The organism is Prosthecobacter vanneervenii, from assembly GCF_014203095.1.
Lineage (GTDB): Bacteria > Verrucomicrobiota > Verrucomicrobiia > Verrucomicrobiales > Verrucomicrobiaceae > Prosthecobacter > Prosthecobacter vanneervenii.
In genome coordinates this window covers 102,820-119,566 of record NZ_JACHIG010000005.1, presented here as the reverse complement: position 1 = coordinate 119,566, position 16,747 = coordinate 102,820, and the positions used below count along the sequence as shown (strand labels likewise).

Here is a 16,747-nt window from a genome sequence, read left to right as displayed (position 1 = left end):
AACGATATTATTAAAACGAGTGAAGCTTGTCACGCTTTATCTTAAAAACTTGTGGCGGACAAAAGAAGCCGATCGGATGCCAGTTGCGGCTAGATTTCGTCATTTGTAGAGGAATCCTTACCGCCGCGCTATTGACGAAACTGTCGCCATAGATACCAAGTATGCCTCGTGGCACTTGCTTCATCGATCAACTGCGCCGAAACCGACCTGACGGCCGATTTTCGCGATCAATTTCTACAGACCTTCCAGCACATGATGCTTTCCAGAGTGCTGGAGGAGAAGCTCGGGTCTCTCTACCGTGCCGGCGGGCGTATCGTGGGTGGAGTGTACCTAGGCAAAGGGCAGGAGGCCTTCAGCGCCGCGCTGGGGATCCAACTGCGTAAGGGTAAAGACGTCTATGCTCCGCTGATCCGCGACCAGGCGGGCCGAATCGCCTTTGGCGAACCCATCATCGACACCGTGCGCACCTACCTGGGTGCCGTGACCGGGCCGATGCGCGGGCGGGATGGCAACATCCACCGTGGCCGCCCGAAAGAGGGGCACATGGCCATGATCAGCCACCTGGGCAGCATGCTGGCAGTGGCGTCCGGGGCGCTCTTTGCCCGGCGGCTTGCTGGGACATTGGGCGACAGCGTGGGTGCCACGAGCATCGGCGATGGCGGCACCTCCACCGGGGCTTTTCATGAGGGCTTGAACATGGCCGCCGTGGAAAAGCTGCCCATGATCGTGAGCGTGGCCAACAATCAGTACGCCTACTCCACCCCCAACACCCGCCAGTACGCCTGTGAAAATTTGGTGGACCGCGCTGCGGGCTATGGTGTGGAGGGCGTGACCGTGGATGCCACGGACCTGGCCTCCTGCCTCAAGGCCTTCCGCGCTGCCGTGGCCCGTGCCCGTTCCGGTGGCGGACCGCAGATGGTGGTGGGCACGCTGCTGCGCCTCTCCGGCCACGGCGAGCACGATGACGCCTCCTACATTCCCGACAAAGCGCGCCATGCCCCCAATGCACGCGACTGCCTGCAGGTGGCGGAAGAATTTGCCTGCGCCCATGGCTGGATGACCCCCGCCGAGGTGCGCGAGCTGCATGAAGAGGTGCGCCGCACCGTGGATCAAACCGTTTCCAAAGTGTCCAAAGAACCCACCCCAGACCCCTATAAAGAAAACTGGCAGGCCTTGTCTTGCGCTGAGCTGGTGGAAGGGCAGTACAAGGCATGAGCATCACCTACCTCGAAGCCATTCGGGAGGCCCAGTACGAGGCTTTGCGCAGTGACCCCTCCGTTTTCCTTTACGGGCAGGACATCGCCACCTTTGGCGGTGCCTTCAAGGCCACCAAAAACCTGAGCCGGGAATTCCCCAACCGTGTCTTTGACTCCCCCATCAGCGAGGATGCCATGATCGGCATGGCCGTGGGTGCGGCGGTGGAGGGCGCGCGCCCCATCGTGGAGATGCAGTTTGCGGATTTCTCCTCCATCGGGTTCAACCAGATCATCAATCAGGCGGCCACGCTCTACTGGCGCACCAATGTGCCGTGCCCCATCACCATCCGCATGCCCTCCGGCGGCACGGCTGGCAGCGGCCCCTTCCACAGCCAGTCCATGGAGGCCATCTATGCGCACTATCCCGGCCTGGTGATCGTGACGCCCGCCACCGTGGAGGACGCCTACTGGATGCTGCTGGACAGCGTGGAGATCAATGACCCCGTGGTCTTCTGCGAGCACAAGTTTCTCTACTACCACCTGAAGGCAGACCGCATCGGCGATCGTGAGCTGCCCATCGGCAAGGCACGCATCGCACGCCCGGGCCGCCACGCCACCATCGTGACGTACAGCGCCATGGTGCACGAGGCCCTGCGCGCGGCTGAGGAGCTGCAGCTCGACGGTTACCAGATCGAGGTGGTGGATCTCCGCTCCGTGAAGCCGATGGATACGGACACCATCCTGGCCTCTGTGGCCCGCACCGGCCGCCTGCTGGCGCTGGGAGAGGCATTCCCCTGGGGCGGTGTCACGGCGGAAATCATCGCCCGTGTGACCACCGAGGGCTTCCACCTGCTGGATGCGCCGCCCATGCGGCTGAACTCCAAGGACACGCCCATCCCCTACCACCCCAATCTCTGGAAGGCCCACCGGCCTACCACGGCCACCATCGCGGCCGCACTGCGCACTCTGCTGCGCCATTAATCCCACTTTCAGCCCCGTTTTCTTTTTCAGCATCCAGTCATGCGTACCATTCCCATCCTGATGCCCCAGCTGGGCGAGTCCATCGCTGAAGCCACGATCATCCGCATCTTGGTCGAGCCCGGGAGCGTCGTCGAGGCAGGCTGCGATCTCTTTGAAGTGGAGACCAACAAGGCCACCATGGCCGTGACGGCCCCGTGCGCCGGCAAAGTGGGCCAGATCGTGGCTGCGGCCAAGACCAGCTACGCCGTGGGCGCCACGCTGGCGGCCTTTGAGATCAGCGCCGAGGACGCCCAGCTGCTGGGCCTCAGCGACGAGCCATCTGCCAAGGCCGATGCCCCCAGTCACAGCCACTCGGGCGGAAGCTCCGAGGAGGTGGAAAATCTGCACTTCAAGATCAGCGACAACGACGTGATCTCCACCCGTCAGCCCACCGTGGAGCCGGTGGTGGGCGGCCTGCCGGTGCCTGCGGGTGCGGCTGGGGCCACCTACATCTCTCCGCGCATGCGTGCACGCATGGCCGAGCTGGGGCTGAATGCCTCCGACCTCGCCGGCGTGCCCGGTACAGGTGCGGGCGGCCGTGTCACGGTGGAGGACTTTGAGTCCTTCCTGCGCGGCTTGGAGCAGCACCGCATGACACCGGCCTCGCCCATGCGCATCGCGGTGGCGGATTCCATGCGCCGGAGCTGGACGCGCCCGCTGGCCACCGTGGGCAGCCCCATCATGTTGGACGCCATGCTGGCGCACCGCAAAAAGGCCGACCCCAAGCCCGGCCCCGCGCTCTATGTCATCCGCGCGCTGGCCATCGCGCTCTCTGAAAACACCGCCTTTGCCGGACGCCTGGTGGGCAACCGCATCGTGCATCCGCTGGCCATCGACATCGGCTTTGCCGTGGAGGTGGACGATGGTGTGATGGTGCCCACGCTGCGCGAGGTGGAAAAGACCCCGCTCATGAAGCTGGTGCCCACCTACAACAAGCTGGTGGAGCAGGCCCGCGCACGCCGCCTGCCCAATGATGTGAAGCGCCCGGGCATCGCCACCGTGACCAATTTTGGCACCTTTGGCATCGTGTGGGCCACCCCCATCCCGCTGCCAGAGCAGAATCTCGTGCTGGGCCTCGGTGCCGGCAGCAAGGTGCCGCACTGGAGCGATGAGGTGAACCAGTTCATCCCCGTGACGGAAGCCGAGCTGACCCTCAGCTTTGACCACCGCGTGCTGGATGGCGGCGGCGCCGGACGCCTGCTCAAGCGCGTGGCCGAGCTGCTGCAGAAGCCCGAGCTGCTGTGAAGAAGGTAGCGCGGACACTCCTGTCCGCTCCATTGATCGAAGTGTCATGACAGACAAAGCCACGCTGCGCCAAACTCTGCGCGAGCGCCTGCGTGCGCTGGAGGAACCCACGCGCGCTGATGCCAGTGCCAGGATCTCCACGCAGATCCTGCGCTATGTGGGGAATGATCGCGCTGGCCAGACCTGGGCGCTGTTTGGTGGTCTGCGCAATGAGCCCGATCTCGTGACGCATCTGCTGCCCGGGCTGCTCGCACGCGGTGTGCGCGTGTGCTTTTTCCACATCGAGAAAGAAGAGCTGCAACCGCGTGTGGTGCGCTCAGCGGAGGATCTCAAACGTGGCACGATGAATGTGTGGGAGCCGCAGGAGCATTGCACGCCGGTGCAGGTGGCGGAGCTGGATGTCATTCTGGTGCCCGGGCTGGCATTCACACGCACAGGAGCGCGTCTCGGGCGCGGCGGTGGTTATTACGACCGCCTGCTGGCTCGGCCGGAGTGCCGCGCGCGACGTCTCGCCGTGGCGTTTGAGATGCAGATCATCAATGACATTCCGTGCGAAGCCCACGACCAGCGTGTGGTGCAAATCATCACGGAATCCGGCTTGATCGAGGCCGTGGCGTCTTGATTAGTGCGCAGCGCTTCGGCCTGTGCCGCGTGCCGTTTTGCCTTTGCCCCATCTCCCTCCATGAAGCTCATCCTTGAAATCATCCAGTCCGGCACCGCCTACCTGGAGAAGCGCAAGATCGAGGAAGCCCGGTTGAACATGGAGCACCTGCTGGCCCATGTGCTGCACTGCCGCAGGCTGGATCTGTATCTGCGCTTTGGCGAATCCGTGCCCGAGCCCGATCTGGTAAAACTGCGCGACCTGCTGAAGCGCCGTGGGGAAGGGGAGCCGCTGCAGCACCTGTTGGGCACCGTGGAATTCTGCGGCCACGAATTCGTGAGCGACCACCGTGCGCTCATCCCACGCCCGGAGACGGAGACGCTGGTGGAGATGATTTTGAAAAAATGCCCCAGCGCGCCCGCTCGTGTGCTGGACATGGCCACCGGCTCCGGCTGCATCGGCCTCAGCCTCGCCAAAGCCTGGCCGCTGAGCGAGGTGGTGCTGGCAGACATCAGCGAAGACGCTCTGGATCTCGCCCGGCTCAATGCCTCGCGTCTGGGCTGCAACGTGAAGTTTCTGCGCAGCGATCTCTTTGAAAAAATCACCGGCACCTTTGACGTCATCGCCGCCAATCTGCCCTACATCCCCACCGCTGAAATCCCCACGCTCAGCGCCGAAGTGCAGCGCGATCCCATCCTCGCCCTCGATGGCGGCCCGGACGGCCTGCGCATCGTGGAGCGTTTTCTGAAGGATGCCCTCGCTCATCTCAACACCGGTGCGCTCATCGCCCTCGAATTGGGCCACGATCAAGGTGCTCCCGTGGTCACCCTCTGCACCGAGCTGGGCTACCTGAATGCCAGCACTGCGGCAGATCTGGCAGGCATTCACCGCTTTGTGTTTGCGGTGGCACCGCAGAGGGTGGTGCCAGAAGAGGCAGTTGCCGAGATCGATGAGGTAGCTGGAATAGAGTAAAAGTTAAAGCTGACCCTCACTGCCGCTGGAATCCCAGCTTCATGAGCAGTCTTGAAATGACATCTAGCGCGTAAGCGTGGCCTTCTGGCCGTTTGCTGCCACGCGGACCAGCGACGTTGAGGCTGCTGATATTACGGCTGCGGATGAATCGAAGGGCAAGATCAGAGGCTCTCTCGGCGCTGATTTCTGCTCCATCCACAAGCACGTAAGGGCGATGCAGCTTGATGCACCGATAGAGCGTCTGCTCCGTGCCTCCTTCCAGCTCTTCGAAATACAGAATCAGCGTGCCATCGGCATCACTGAGATTTTGAATGGTTCTCTGCCTGTAGCCCCCTTCCTTCAGCTCCTGCACCGGATAATCTGGAGGAATGACGCCGTCCTCGTCGCGCCTGCCTGCTGGCACCCAGCCGCCACAGGGCACGCCAAAGGCCAGAGCTGCGTCCAGTGCAGCCCGGTCCACCCCTGTTTGAGCGCCGGATATGATTTTGAAACCGGGATGCGTCATTTTTCCTTCCATGGCTGACAGACCTATTTTTGCAGTTTTCAAAACTATTAATCGGTGCGGAGGTAGTAAAAGACACCTTTGTCGCTGTCGATGATGATCATGGGCGTATGGCTTCCGCTGCGGCCCCACATTTCTCCACTGGTCAACTTATCTGGCTCAAACCAGGAAGCACGCGCAGCCTCCGCAACTTGATCACGAACATAATGGCCTATCACGGTGGTTGTCGATTGGTCCAGAGGGATCGGACGAACTGGCAAAGGCGCTTGATTGGATTTTTGGGTCTCGTTGTTCCGTGCATTAAATGCTTGGATCAGCTGGGCGGCATGCTCCCTGCAGACGGAGAGCGGGGCTTCAAAACGCATGCAGTGCATGAATCCACCGTATTCGTAGAAATCAACATACTGAATATGGCGGGCTCCTTGAGGTAGCGGAACTGGACACTTTTTACGAGCTACTGATTCCTCAAAGCCAAGCGGGATGTCTGCCCGCCAGATGGTGTTTGCATCCGTTATGTCGTTGATGGTGTGTGCTGCAGGACGTTCCAACGAGTTGGAAATTGTCGACATCAGCCCGTAGGCAACAAGCAGCATACCCAGTGCGATAAGCGCCGTGATCATGGGCGGACGTATTGAAAACATGGAAATGGACTTCACTGCTCACCATTGCCGCCCTGCTTGATTGATGCATCAAGTGGAGCATGCTGAGGAAGCTATTTGGGAGTCACGGCAAATCCAGGATGCCGTTTTGTTATGCCTTTATCAAATGTTGCCACTGTCTTGCAACCCATGTCGCGACAGCGATCAATGATGAGTTCGTCAGACAAATCTGCACCTTGGCGCATAGCACGCAATGCGGCGCGTATTCTGCCCTCGTTCTCGAAGGTCAGATTGTGCACATTTAGCAGGCGGCCGAATGCTTCAGCGACTTCTTCTGGCGTCCACTCATAGAGTGTGCTGAGCACCCAGTCAGTTTCGACCAAAACGAGATCCGGGACAAAGAAAGTCGCGCCCTTCTTCAGCAGTAAAGTCAGCACGCTTCGTAGCTGGGGCTCGTCATCTTGTGCGAGGTATCGCACAAGGACGTTCGTATCGAGCCCCGTCATTTTACAGCTTTCTTAAAACGTTTTGCAGCACCTTGGGCGACGGCTCTTTTCATGTCTTCAATGCTGATAGGTTTGGTTGCTTTTTTCTTCGGAAAGGTGTCGGCGATGTCCTTGAAAGTCGCAGATTTGGCTGTGAGCAGAACCTTGCCGTCTTCCAGAATTTCATAGGCGAGGATCGATGAAGGCGTGGCGCCTAGCAAATGAACGACGGCCTTGGGCAGGGTGGTCTGATTTTTCGACGTCAAAGTGGAGGAGTATGTCATGCAAGGAATTTTGTTGGATTCCGTGATTTCGTCAAATCACATTCATTACAACTCCCCCATCCCACCCCGCTTGATCCAGTCATTCAGGGGCTCAAACTGGGTCACATCCAGCGTGATGCCGCAGCCGAAGGGGGCTGAGTTGACGGTGGAGACATCGAGCGTGCCGTTCTGGATCTTGAGCGTGGGGAAGCCCTGCGGGTGGCGGTGGTAGAGGCCGGTGTGAGTGCTCAGCACGGCCTCCTGCGTGGCCTGGGAGTGCATGCTAAGGCCGCGGAAGTAGTGGTGGCCATTGCGCTCCACGTGAGTGACGCCCAGCAGAGCCATGACGCTGAGATCCTGCAGCAGGGCCACGGGGCCCACATTGGCCAGGTCCTCGCCACTGAGGATGGGGCCGCCACGGATGACGGGGGTGCGTTTCTTGAGCAGCGCGGCATTGGCCAAGCCTTTGACGATGCCTTTGCAGTTCTTGTGGCTGGTGCCGCGGTAGCCGAGATCCAGCGCGAGTGGCAGGTCGGCCAGGGAGGCATCGCTTTCATCAATGATCATGCCGGGGCCTTCGGTCCAGGTGCTCAGCGTGGCGGCTACATCTTCATTTAATGCCTGGGAGCGGTGCAGCGGCTGCTCGATGAGGAGCAGATTTTGGAACAGCGGGGCCAGGGCGGCATCGGCGCGCAGCGTGGCGTAGAAGTCGCGGAAAGAAGCCAGATCGTAGAACTGCTCGTTGCCATCCAGCGTGGCGTGGAATCCTGAGGGGCAGTTGGCGGTGATGACGCGGGTGATCTCGCGCAGGCGTGGCAGATCCTGCTCTGGCTTGCCGCAGACCTTGATCTTGAAATAGCGCAGGCCGTAGGCGCGGATGGTTTCCTCCAGCGTGTAGGGCAGGCCATCGTCCAGCGTGCCATCGGCGGCGCTGAGGGCATCTCCCAGGCCTACCGTGTGACGTGCGTGGATGCGCGAAAGCGGTGCAGGAGCGATGACGTCCGCCACGCGCATGCCGCGCAGCTCCTCGCGCACAGCGCCGAGGTCGATGCCGAGCACATCGGAGCGCAGCACGGCGTGCAAAGGCTGGCCCAGGGCCTTGCACAGGCCGTCAAGCACGGCGCGCTCGATGAGGCTCACGCCCAGGTTGGCCAACAGCGCGGGCTGTTCCTTGATCTTGGCCCAGCTGGACTGCTCAGCATACAGGTTCTGCCACCACTCAAAAAAGCTCGTGGGTTTCTCCGCGGCCAGCCTGGCGATGCGAGAGGCGTTCTGAATGACCGAGATCATCTCCGCCAGATCGATCTCGAAGGGCGTGTCCGGATTCTTGGTGAACCACTTGGGCGGCAGGCCTTCGCTGGCCAGCCCGCTCACGGCTTTGCCATCCACCACCAGATTCGCCGTGACAAAGAGATGCGGCAGGGCGCTCATGCTGGCGATGCCGTATTTAAACGGAAAGCGCGTGCGCATGGGCAGCACGTGGAACTGGAAAGAAGCGATGGTGAAGGTCATGCGGCGGGGGGATTCGTCCTCTTACTCGTTCTGGCCCTCGATCCTAGCTCATTGTTTCAAGTTTCAGGTGACAAATTCCATGCCATTCATGCTCATGCACCTGCTAACTGCACGAAGGATTCTCGCCTGCATCGCCCTGCTGGCGAGCGTGTGGCTGATGATTGTGGCGCTGAGATCGAGCTGGCTGGCGGCGGCGTTTCCAGTGATCGGGAGCTTGCTGCTGTTTGTCGCATCGGTGATGCTCACGGCACCGGACACGGCGGTGAAGATCGCCGAGTGGATCGCACGGCCGTTTGCGGCGCTGTTTTATCCCGACGATGAGTTTGAGAAGCCGCCGCTTTCCTATGTGCTGGCGCGCAAGTACAGCCAGGAGCGCAAGGTGGACGCCGCAGTGCAGGAGTATGAGAAGATCCTGTTTTACTATCCTGAGGAGCGGGACGCGTATTTGGAACTCATCGAGCTGGCCCAGCGAGTTGGAGATGAGGAGCTGCGGGAGAAGTATGAGGAGGCGATGAGGGAGTGGGAGCTAAAGGCAGACAACGTGGCAAACACGGAGCAGGTGTAAGCGGGCTGCGGATTGGGGGCTCGATAGTGAGTGCACTGTTTCTCATCCTGCAGGGCACGGGAATTATTCACCATTGCTCCTCGTGCTGCTTTTTGTTAAGCCTCGCTGCATGACGAGCACATTCAAGGCGGAGCATCAGATCGTTCGTGTGGACGAACTGGATGGACTCAGAGGTCTGCTTTCCTTGTGGGTGGCCCTGGCGCATGTCTTTTGCTGGACAGGGTTCTGGGATTCTGTCACCGGGCCGCGTCTGCTCACAAGCAGCTGGGCAGGATTTGTCGAGGCTGGTGCGGCGGTGGACACCTTCATCATCCTCAGCGGATTTGCCATTTCGTTTCTGATCGCCCGACGCCAGGAGTCCTACGGGCACTTCATTCGAGGGCGTTTCTTTCGCATTTACCCCGTCTATCTTGTCTGCCTGACCCTGGGCACGGTGGCTGCCATTTTTTGGACTCCCTATGTGCTGAACACTGCCGCGTGGCGGGATGCGACTGTTTATTTCGAGTGGAACCGCAACCTTTCTCTGAGCGAGACCTCCGCGACCGCCCAGCATGCATTCTGGCATTTGACGCTGTTGCACGGTGCCGTTCCGAAATCGGTGCTCAGCGACAGCACCGGGACTCTGCTCGGGCCTGCATGGAGTGTCTCGCTGGAGTGGCAGTATTATCTTGTGGCCTCGCTGCTCGCCAGAGTGGTTCGTTCGGGTGCTGGGGTGCTGTTTCTCGTGGCGCTGAACTGGCTCTGTTTTCGTTTCTACAGCACTGGCAATCCCAATCATGCTTTTCTGCTGCATCAGCTTCCTCTTTTTCTCATCGGGATCGGGAGCTTCCATCTGTATGAGGCTTTTGCCGCCTCCCGGCGTGAACGATCCAGCCTCAACCCCATTCTTGTGGCTGTGGTGCTTTCCCTGGCATTCATGACACGCTGGCACGCAGTCGCGCTCACTCTTTGGGCGCTGGCTTTTGGATGTGTTTTTGCACAGGGAGATGATTTGTTTTCCCGGGTGCTTTCCTCGATTCGTATCTTGCTGCGCCATCGCTGGTTGCAGCGGCTGGGGCAGATTTCTTATCCGCTGTATCTCGTGCACTGGCCCATGATCATCGGCTTTCTGGCCGTGATATTGCATTGGAATCCCCAGGTTTCATCCGGCGACGCCCTGCTCCTCCTGATGTTACTTGGCCTGCCTTTGATCCTGCTTGCGGCGGTGGTGCTGCATCTGGGCATTGAGCGCCCCCTGATGAACTGGGAGCGGCGGATGAATGCCAGGGCATAGAGCCGTCGGCAGGCGTTGGCCTTCCGATGGCGCTTGGAGGAGGGCTGAAGCCTGCGAGTACTCTGGCTACACCAGCACCGCAGGTGTCTGCTCCTCCTGTTCCTCGATGGCGGTCAGGCGGGCCTGTTCCTGGTCGAGGTCTTCCTGGATGGGAGCATTGGCCTCAGGGGCTTCAGCGGCGGATTCGCCTTCGGCGGCAACCTCTGCCTCATCAGCATCAGCCCCCTTCTTCTTGCGCTTGTTCTGGTTCGGCGCTTCGAGGGCCAGCTCCTGCGCGGACTTGGCCAGGGTGCGGGTGTCTTCGGTAGTCATGCGCACGCCGACCGGCTTGCTGACGCCAAATTCCTGCATCGTCACACCGTAGATCACATCGGCGCGGCTCATGGTGCGCTTGTTGTGCGTCACGATGATGAACTGCGAGTTGTCGATGAAGCTGTCCAGCATCTTGAGGAAGCGGCCGATGTTGGTTTCGTCCAGCGGGGCGTCGAGCTCGTCCAGCACGCAGAAGGGGCTGGGCTTCACCTGATAGATGGAGAAGAGCAGGGCTACGGCGGTCATGCTGCGCTCGCCACCGGAGAGGAGGCTGATGGTCTGCAGCTTTTTGCCCGGGGGCTTGGCGATGATTTCGATGCCTGACTCCAGCGGATCGTTTTCATCCACCAGCATGAGGTCGGCCTTGGCAGCGGGGCCGAAGAGCTCGCGGAAGTTGTTGTTAAAGAAGCCGCGCACCTGCTCAAAGGTCTCCACAAACATGGTCTTTGTGGTGTCGTTGATCTTGGCGATGACCTGCAGCAGCTCCTCCTTGGATTTCACGAGGTCGTTGTGCTGGGTGTCGAGGAAGTTGTGGCGCTCTTCGAGTTCTTCAAATTCCTGAATGGCGTCGAGGTTCACCGGGCCGATGCCTTCGAGCTTCTGGCGCAGCTCATAGACCACCTCCATGACAAAGGCCCAGTCGGGCTCGGCCTCCTGGCCGGGGATGACGACGTCGTCGATGTCCACCGCATCGTCGTCGCGGTTGGAGACGGCGCGCACCTGCGTTTCCTCGACTTCCTCGGCTGCGGCTTCGGGCTCGGCAGAGTCATCGGCGACGGCTTCTGCACCTTCGTTCTGGCTGCTGCTGTCCGCTGCGCTGGATGCGCCTTTCTTGCCTCGATTGCGGTTCTTCTTCTGCTCCTCGATGGTGAGCATGAGCACGTGGTAGTCGGGCTCAAAGGCTTCGATGTGGAAGCTGTAGCGCTCCTGCACCTGGCTGATGAGATTTTCCAGACGCAGGTCCACGCGGGTCAGGGTGACCTCGGCGCGGTTGCGCGATTCATTGAGGCCGTTGAAGCTCTGGCGCAGCTGCGTCAGCTGGGCTTCCAGCTGGCTCACCTGTTCAAACAATCCGGCACGCTCTTCGGTCTTGGACTGCAGGTGCTCCTCGATGGCGGCGATGGTGCCGCGCTGGGACTGGATCTGCTCCTCAAAGCGGGCGCTTTCAGCCTCATTCTGCTGGATCCGCATGCGCCAGGTGTTCATCTCCTCCGCAAAGCGGTTGATGCCCGCCTGCAGCTCCTGCAGGCGCATGGCCAGCGGGGCCTTCTGGCGTTCGATGGACTGCAGGGCGCTCTGCTCCAGGGCCAACGCGGTGCGCAGCTCGTTGAGGCGCTCGCTGGACTCCAGCTCGCGGCGCAGGAAGGACTCCATCTCCGTCTCCAGCTCCGCCTCGCGGATGCGGGAGGTTTCCAGCTGCTCCTGGGCGATGACCACGGCCTCGCGCAGCTGCTGGATCTGGCTTTCAGAGCCGCTCATGCGCTCCTGGATCTGGTTCTGGTCCCACTCCACGCTTTCCAGCTTGGCGGTGGCCTGCTGCAGCGCACGCTGCACCACGCTCATCTTGCCCTGGAACTGGGAGAAGCCTTCGCGCGCGCGCTGGGCCTGCTCGCGCAGGGACACTTCCTCGCGCTGCATTTCCTCCAGCTGCGTGCTGGCGGTATTTACAGCGTCCTCCTTCTCCATGTACTGGTATTCCAGCGCCTCCACCTCTGAGCGGAGCTGGCGCACCTCGGCCTCGCGGCGCAGGGTGGAGGAGCCCTCCTCCTTGGTGGCACCACCGGAGATGATACCATCATGGGTGATGAACTCTCCGCGCATGGTGGCGATGGCCAGGTGCGGCATCTCGCGCTTCATGCGCAGGGCGGTGTGCAGGTCGTCCACGATCACCACATTGTGCAGCAGGTGGTCCAGCAGGCTCTGCACGCCGGTTTTCACGCGCACCTTGTCCGTGGCCCAGGTGATGGCACCTGCGGGCAGCAGCTCGCGGTCAGCGGCGTTGCGCAGGTTGCAGAAATCGTGCGGCACCAGTGCGGCGCGGCCCATCTTGTGGTCCGTCAGGCGGTCGATGATCTGCGCGGCCAGCTCGCTCTCGGTGAGCAGCACCGCCTGCAGGTGGTCTTTCAAAGCGGCCTCGATGGGGGTGATGAAGGCGGGCTCCACCTCGATGCTGCTGGCCAGCAGGCCACGCACACCGACGGAGTACACCTCGGGATTGTCCAAGCCGCTGATGACCTTCTGCGTACCGGCTGAGAGGCCCTCGCCTTTCTGCAGCAGCTGCTCGATGATCTCCAGGCGTGACTTGCGCTGCGTCAGGCTGCGCTGCAGTTCGTTCAGCTCATTGCTCAGGGCATCGCGCTGGCGGCGGCGCTCGATGATCTCGCGAGCGCAGTCCTTGGCCTTTTCTTCGAGCTGGTTGCGCGTCTCTTCCAGTTCCTGGATGTTGCGCTGCAGTTCGTCGAATTCGATCTGGCTCGTCTCACGCGCCTGCTGCGCCGTCATGCGGTCATGCGACAGGGATTCAAAGCGCTGGCGGTCACCGGAGATCTGATTGCTGAGAGACTGCGCGCGTGCCTCGCTGGCGGCGATCTGGCCTTCAAACTGGCGGATGGACTCGCGGATGGCGCGGCGGTCGCTTTCCAGGCGGTTGCGCTCTGGCAGGATGTTCTGGTGCTGGCTGGCGTGCTCGTTCACCGCCATCTGGCGCGTCTGGATGTTTTCGGCGATGGCGAGCAGCTGCTCGTCTGCATTCACGAGATCGCGGCGTGCCTGATCCAGCAGCTCTTCATTGGCGGCGATCTGCTCCTCATTCTGGCGCAGGCGGCCTTCCAGCTCCTCATTGCGCTCGCGGTTGAATCCGATGCGGCCTTCCGCGTTCTGCATCTGCGAGCGCAGCTCCTGCGCCTGCTGGCGTGCCTGGCTGATCTGGGATTCCAGAGAGTGGTAGGCCTCGCGCGTTTGTGCAGCCTCGGTCTCGGCGGTTTGCAGTTTGCGCTGCAGTTCCTCGATCTGCTGCGTCATCATGCGCACCGTGTTTTCAGCCTCGGACTTCTCTCCGCTGAACTCGGTGTACTGCTTGTGCGCCAGGTGGGTGTCCAGCAGTCGGGTGTCTTCCAGCAGGGCCTGGTAGCGGCGGGCCTTGGCGGCCTGGCGCTGCAGCGTGCCCATCTGGCGCTTCACTTCGGCGATGATGTCCGCCACGCGCAGGAGATTGGCCTCGGTGTATTCCAGCTTGCGGAGAGCTTCGCGCTTCTGGGATTTGAACTTGGTGATGCCCGCTGCTTCTTCGAAAACGGTACGACGGTCTTCCGGCTTGGAGCTCAGCAGCATGTCGATCTGGCCCTGCGCCATGATGGAGTAGGCAGCACGACCAATGCCGGTGCCCGCGATGAGATCGTGGATGTCTTTGAGGCGGCAGACGGTGTTGTTCAGGCGGTATTCGCTGCGGCCATCGCGGAAGACGCGGCGGGTCAGGGCCACTTCGTTGAAGTCCACGTTCAGGGACTGCTCGCAGTCCGCCATGGTCAGCGTCACTTCAGCGAGGCCCACGGGCTTGCGCTTGTCGGTGCCGTTGAAGATGACGTCGGCCATTTCATCGCCACGCAGCGCCTTGGCGGAGGTTTCCCCCAGCACCCAGCGGATGGCATCCACCACGTTGGACTTTCCGCAGCCGTTCGGCCCCACGATGCCGGTGACGCCTTTGTGGAACTCAAAGTGGGTCTTGTCCGCAAAGGACTTGAAGCCGTGAAGGGTGAGGCTCTTGAGATACATGGCAGGAAGGGCTAAAAACGGAATGACGAAGACGGAACACGAAAGGCACGGCGGGTGCCGGGTGGGACAGAACCATTTCACGCCAGATGCTCGCAAGAATGAAGGCAAAAATCCACGCTATCTTGTGGTTATTTAAGTTGTCTTAAACAAGATGTGGGATTTTTGAGCACGTTTTTCCTGTGAATAATCGTGCCCGCTGTGAACAAGTTTTCGAGGGGGGAAGGAACAGCCACTTGCCATGCGATGGCCGAAGCAAACGAGTCCAAGGCGCAGCGACCTGGAAACCTTCGGGCCTGCTTTTTGAACGAGCCTCGGTGGCTCTTGCATGTGTTGCCAAGGGAAGGCTGGCTGGATGAAACTCACCCACGCCGTAGCCACCCGTTTAACGGTTCCACAACAGCAACCCTTCGCGTCCGGCGGGAATCAGGGCGTGGCCTTGGTGCACAACCACCCGGCCGGGATGGCCTGTGAGATGGAGTTCGGCTGTGAGCTTGGGATTCGCGGCGTCAGACATGTCAAAGGCAGACACATCGCCCAGGAAAGGATCAGCGATGTACAGCGTGGCGTTCGAGAGGCTCGGCTTGCCGGGGAAAATACGGTCTGCAGGCTTGAGCAGGCCTATTTTCTCGGCGGGGCGAGTTTCACCTTCAGCGAGAGTGAAGAAACCCCGGTGCGAAGTGGCGAGCCAGGCGTCTTGCCAGGGGGTGGCTCCGCATTCGGTGTCCATCGCGTGCGGGAAAGTCCAGCTGCCGCGTTTCACGGTGCCGTTTTCGATGATGAACTCGTGCAGCCCGGTCACATGCCATTGCACCAGCACGCGGCGGCCATCGGCGGAGAGCGGCGAGATGGGATCGCGGTAAAACAGACCGGTGTTCATCACTGGAGGCATGACGAGCTCTGTTTTGCCGTCATGGGAGATCTTGATGACGTGCAGTGCATTGGCTCCCACCGCGAGGAAGGCAATGCGCCCTTCATCCGCGAGCACGACCTGATGGATGGACTTGCCGGGCACTTCGTAGGCTCCTAGGCGCTGCAAGCCGCCAGATGGCTGCTTTTGCCAGATGGACAGCCCGCCAAGGGATTCCGCAACGAAAACATGATCGCCCTCAAAGGCCACATCGCGTGCAAACCCTCGTGTGGGGTGCTGCGAGACCGGCTCAAAGCCCGCGCTTGTTTGCCGCACGATATGCCAGCCAGCCGATCCGGCCGCCACCAGCAGCAAGTCGTCTTTCCATGGAACGACGCTGCGAATCGAGCCCTCGACGACGTACTTTGGCAAACCGTGCGCAGAGACTTCGGCGGGTTGTTTGGGCACCTGCAGTCCACCTTCAGTCAAAACGGGTTCAGCATCGCGGATTCCCGTCTCCACGAGATGCAGGTCATCGAAGCCGCCTGCGAGAAAAACTCGACCTTGAGCGACGGCGAGGCCTGCCACGGGGCTGGGATCGCCTTTGATTTTGGGGAGCTGCGTCCAGCCGATGTTTCGCGGCTTCGCGGGATCGCGCACGTCGATGAGGAAGAAGCCGTTGTGCGTGTCATTCACGAAAGCGTGCCCGCCCGCAAGCACCACGCCCCACATGTCCATGCCGAGCCGGTAGAACGGAGGAAACTTCACGCCGGAAAGACGCTGCGGATCTGCGGGATTCGTGATGTCAAAGAACTCCACCCCATGTCCGCTGCCATAAGCTGCACCGCCGGGTTTGGGAATGCCCTTTGTGCGCGCATGATGGCCGGTGGCCACTGCGAGCATGTTGCCGCTGACATCGAGACCATCGCCCTTGCCATCCAGAGGCACCATTTTCACCAGCGCAGGCTTCCACGGATCGCGCGCATCGATCACCGCCACCGTTTTCTCCGACCATGTGCCCGCACAGAGCCACGTGCCATGAAACACGAGCGACTGCACCTCTCCACAGCGGATCGTTGAGAGGTGCCTTGGCTGCTCAGGATGCGAAACATCCAGCAGCTCGATGCCAGCAAACCGGTTCCCAACCGCCGCGACATCTCCCGACACCGCCACTGCCGTGGCCAGCTCCGCTGTGTCATAATGATGGACAAGTCTCGGTCCGGATGGCTCGCGCACATCCACGATGAACATCCCATCCTCGCGAGACGTGATAAACGCGTGTCCGCGAGAGATCGCGATCTGCCGCGTGTTGCCGAGTCCTTCCAGTTTTCCAATCAAGGCCGGTTTGCCCACACGGGCATTCGAGAGGATGCGCAGCTCGCCTTTGCCAATGGCAAACACATGGTCACCCGCAACGGCCACGTCCATCGTGTCACCGAGATGCAATGCCTCGGTCTGCAACTCCTCACCAAATTCCGGCCCCGGTCTCTGAATGGGAGTGGAGGCATGCTGAGCATAAGCCTGTGCGGCCAGAAACATCATCAACAGAAAGCAGAGAGGGCGGGCAAAACAGCGCATAGGAGC

General features: G+C 61.0%; 14 protein-coding genes. 7 read left to right on the top strand and 7 right to left on the bottom strand.

The annotated features are described in order from the left end of the window. Window positions 1-168: 168 nt before the first annotated feature. From HNQ65_RS12815 to prmC, 5 genes are read left to right on the top strand one after another with little or no spacing between them, the layout of a single operon-like run. Complete coding sequence (locus tag HNQ65_RS12815) at window positions 169-1,215, top strand: thiamine pyrophosphate-dependent dehydrogenase E1 component subunit alpha (protein ID WP_343076561.1); 1,047 nt, start codon at window positions 169-171, stop codon at window positions 1,213-1,215. Next, the gene (locus tag HNQ65_RS12810; protein ID WP_184339941.1) at window positions 1,212-2,177 is read left to right on the top strand and encodes an alpha-ketoacid dehydrogenase subunit beta; all 966 of its coding nucleotides are present in this window, start codon (window positions 1,212-1,214) and stop codon (window positions 2,175-2,177) included. The genes HNQ65_RS12815 and HNQ65_RS12810 overlap by 4 nt, the downstream gene beginning before the upstream one ends. 39 nt (window positions 2,178-2,216) lie before the next feature. After that, a complete protein-coding gene (locus HNQ65_RS12805) occupies window positions 2,217-3,461 on the top strand; it encodes a 2-oxo acid dehydrogenase subunit E2 (RefSeq protein WP_184339940.1) in 1,245 nt (414 codons plus the stop codon). A 46-nt stretch (window positions 3,462-3,507) separates the two neighbouring features. Then, a complete protein-coding gene (locus HNQ65_RS12800) occupies window positions 3,508-4,083 on the top strand; it encodes a 5-formyltetrahydrofolate cyclo-ligase (RefSeq protein ID WP_184339939.1) in 576 nt (191 codons plus the stop codon). A gap of 60 nt (window positions 4,084-4,143) precedes the next feature. Further along, window positions 4,144-5,034: a peptide chain release factor N(5)-glutamine methyltransferase gene (prmC, locus tag HNQ65_RS12795; protein ID WP_184339938.1), complete on the top strand. Its 891-nt coding sequence runs from the start codon at window positions 4,144-4,146 to the stop codon at window positions 5,032-5,034. A 16-nt stretch (window positions 5,035-5,050) separates the two neighbouring features. On the opposite strand, the gene HNQ65_RS12790 is transcribed toward prmC, so the two are convergent. The 5 genes from HNQ65_RS12790 to HNQ65_RS12770 all read right to left on the bottom strand — a co-directional run bounded on the left by HNQ65_RS12790 (window position 5,051) and on the right by HNQ65_RS12770 (window position 8,395). Continuing rightward, entirely contained in the window at window positions 5,051-5,539 is a 489-nt protein-coding gene (locus tag HNQ65_RS12790) for a putative molybdenum carrier protein (protein ID WP_184340266.1), read from the bottom strand. A gap of 47 nt (window positions 5,540-5,586) precedes the next feature. Beyond that, a complete protein-coding gene (locus HNQ65_RS12785) occupies window positions 5,587-6,156 on the bottom strand; it encodes a hypothetical protein (protein WP_184339937.1) in 570 nt (189 codons plus the stop codon). Window positions 6,157-6,248: 92 nt separating this feature from the next. After that, complete coding sequence (locus HNQ65_RS12780; RefSeq protein ID WP_184339936.1) at window positions 6,249-6,641, bottom strand: PIN domain-containing protein; 393 nt, start codon at window positions 6,639-6,641, stop codon at window positions 6,249-6,251. Beyond that, window positions 6,638-6,904, bottom strand: a complete 267-nt coding sequence (locus tag HNQ65_RS12775; RefSeq protein WP_184339935.1) for an AbrB/MazE/SpoVT family DNA-binding domain-containing protein — start codon at window positions 6,902-6,904, stop codon at window positions 6,638-6,640. Before HNQ65_RS12775 ends, HNQ65_RS12780 begins: the two co-directional genes overlap by 4 nt. Before the next feature lie 45 nt (window positions 6,905-6,949). Further along, a complete protein-coding gene (locus HNQ65_RS12770; RefSeq protein ID WP_184339934.1) occupies window positions 6,950-8,395 on the bottom strand; it encodes a hypothetical protein in 1,446 nt (481 codons plus the stop codon). Window positions 8,396-8,489: 94 nt separating this feature from the next. Between HNQ65_RS12770 and HNQ65_RS12765 the strand changes: the two genes are divergently transcribed. Then, window positions 8,490-8,960 (top strand): hypothetical protein, encoded by a 471-nt coding sequence (locus HNQ65_RS12765; RefSeq protein ID WP_184339933.1) that lies wholly within the window; start codon window positions 8,490-8,492, stop codon window positions 8,958-8,960. 109 nt (window positions 8,961-9,069) lie between these two features. Next, window positions 9,070-10,233, top strand: coding sequence for an acyltransferase family protein (locus HNQ65_RS12760; RefSeq protein WP_184339932.1), 1,164 nt, complete (start codon window positions 9,070-9,072; stop codon window positions 10,231-10,233). Window positions 10,234-10,299: 66 nt separating this feature from the next. Here HNQ65_RS12760 and smc read toward each other — a convergent pair whose 3' ends face one another. Both smc and HNQ65_RS12750 read right to left on the bottom strand, forming a co-directional pair. Beyond that, on the bottom strand, window positions 10,300-14,316 hold the full coding sequence (smc, locus tag HNQ65_RS12755) for a chromosome segregation protein SMC (RefSeq protein WP_184339931.1): 4,017 nt from the start codon (window positions 14,314-14,316) through the stop codon (window positions 10,300-10,302). 382 nt (window positions 14,317-14,698) lie between these two features. Next, window positions 14,699-16,741 carry an LVIVD repeat-containing protein gene (locus HNQ65_RS12750; RefSeq protein WP_184339930.1) on the bottom strand — a complete coding sequence of 681 codons (2,043 nt, stop codon included), beginning with the start codon at window positions 16,739-16,741 and terminating at the stop codon, window positions 14,699-14,701. Between the last annotated feature and the right edge of the window lie 6 nt (window positions 16,742-16,747).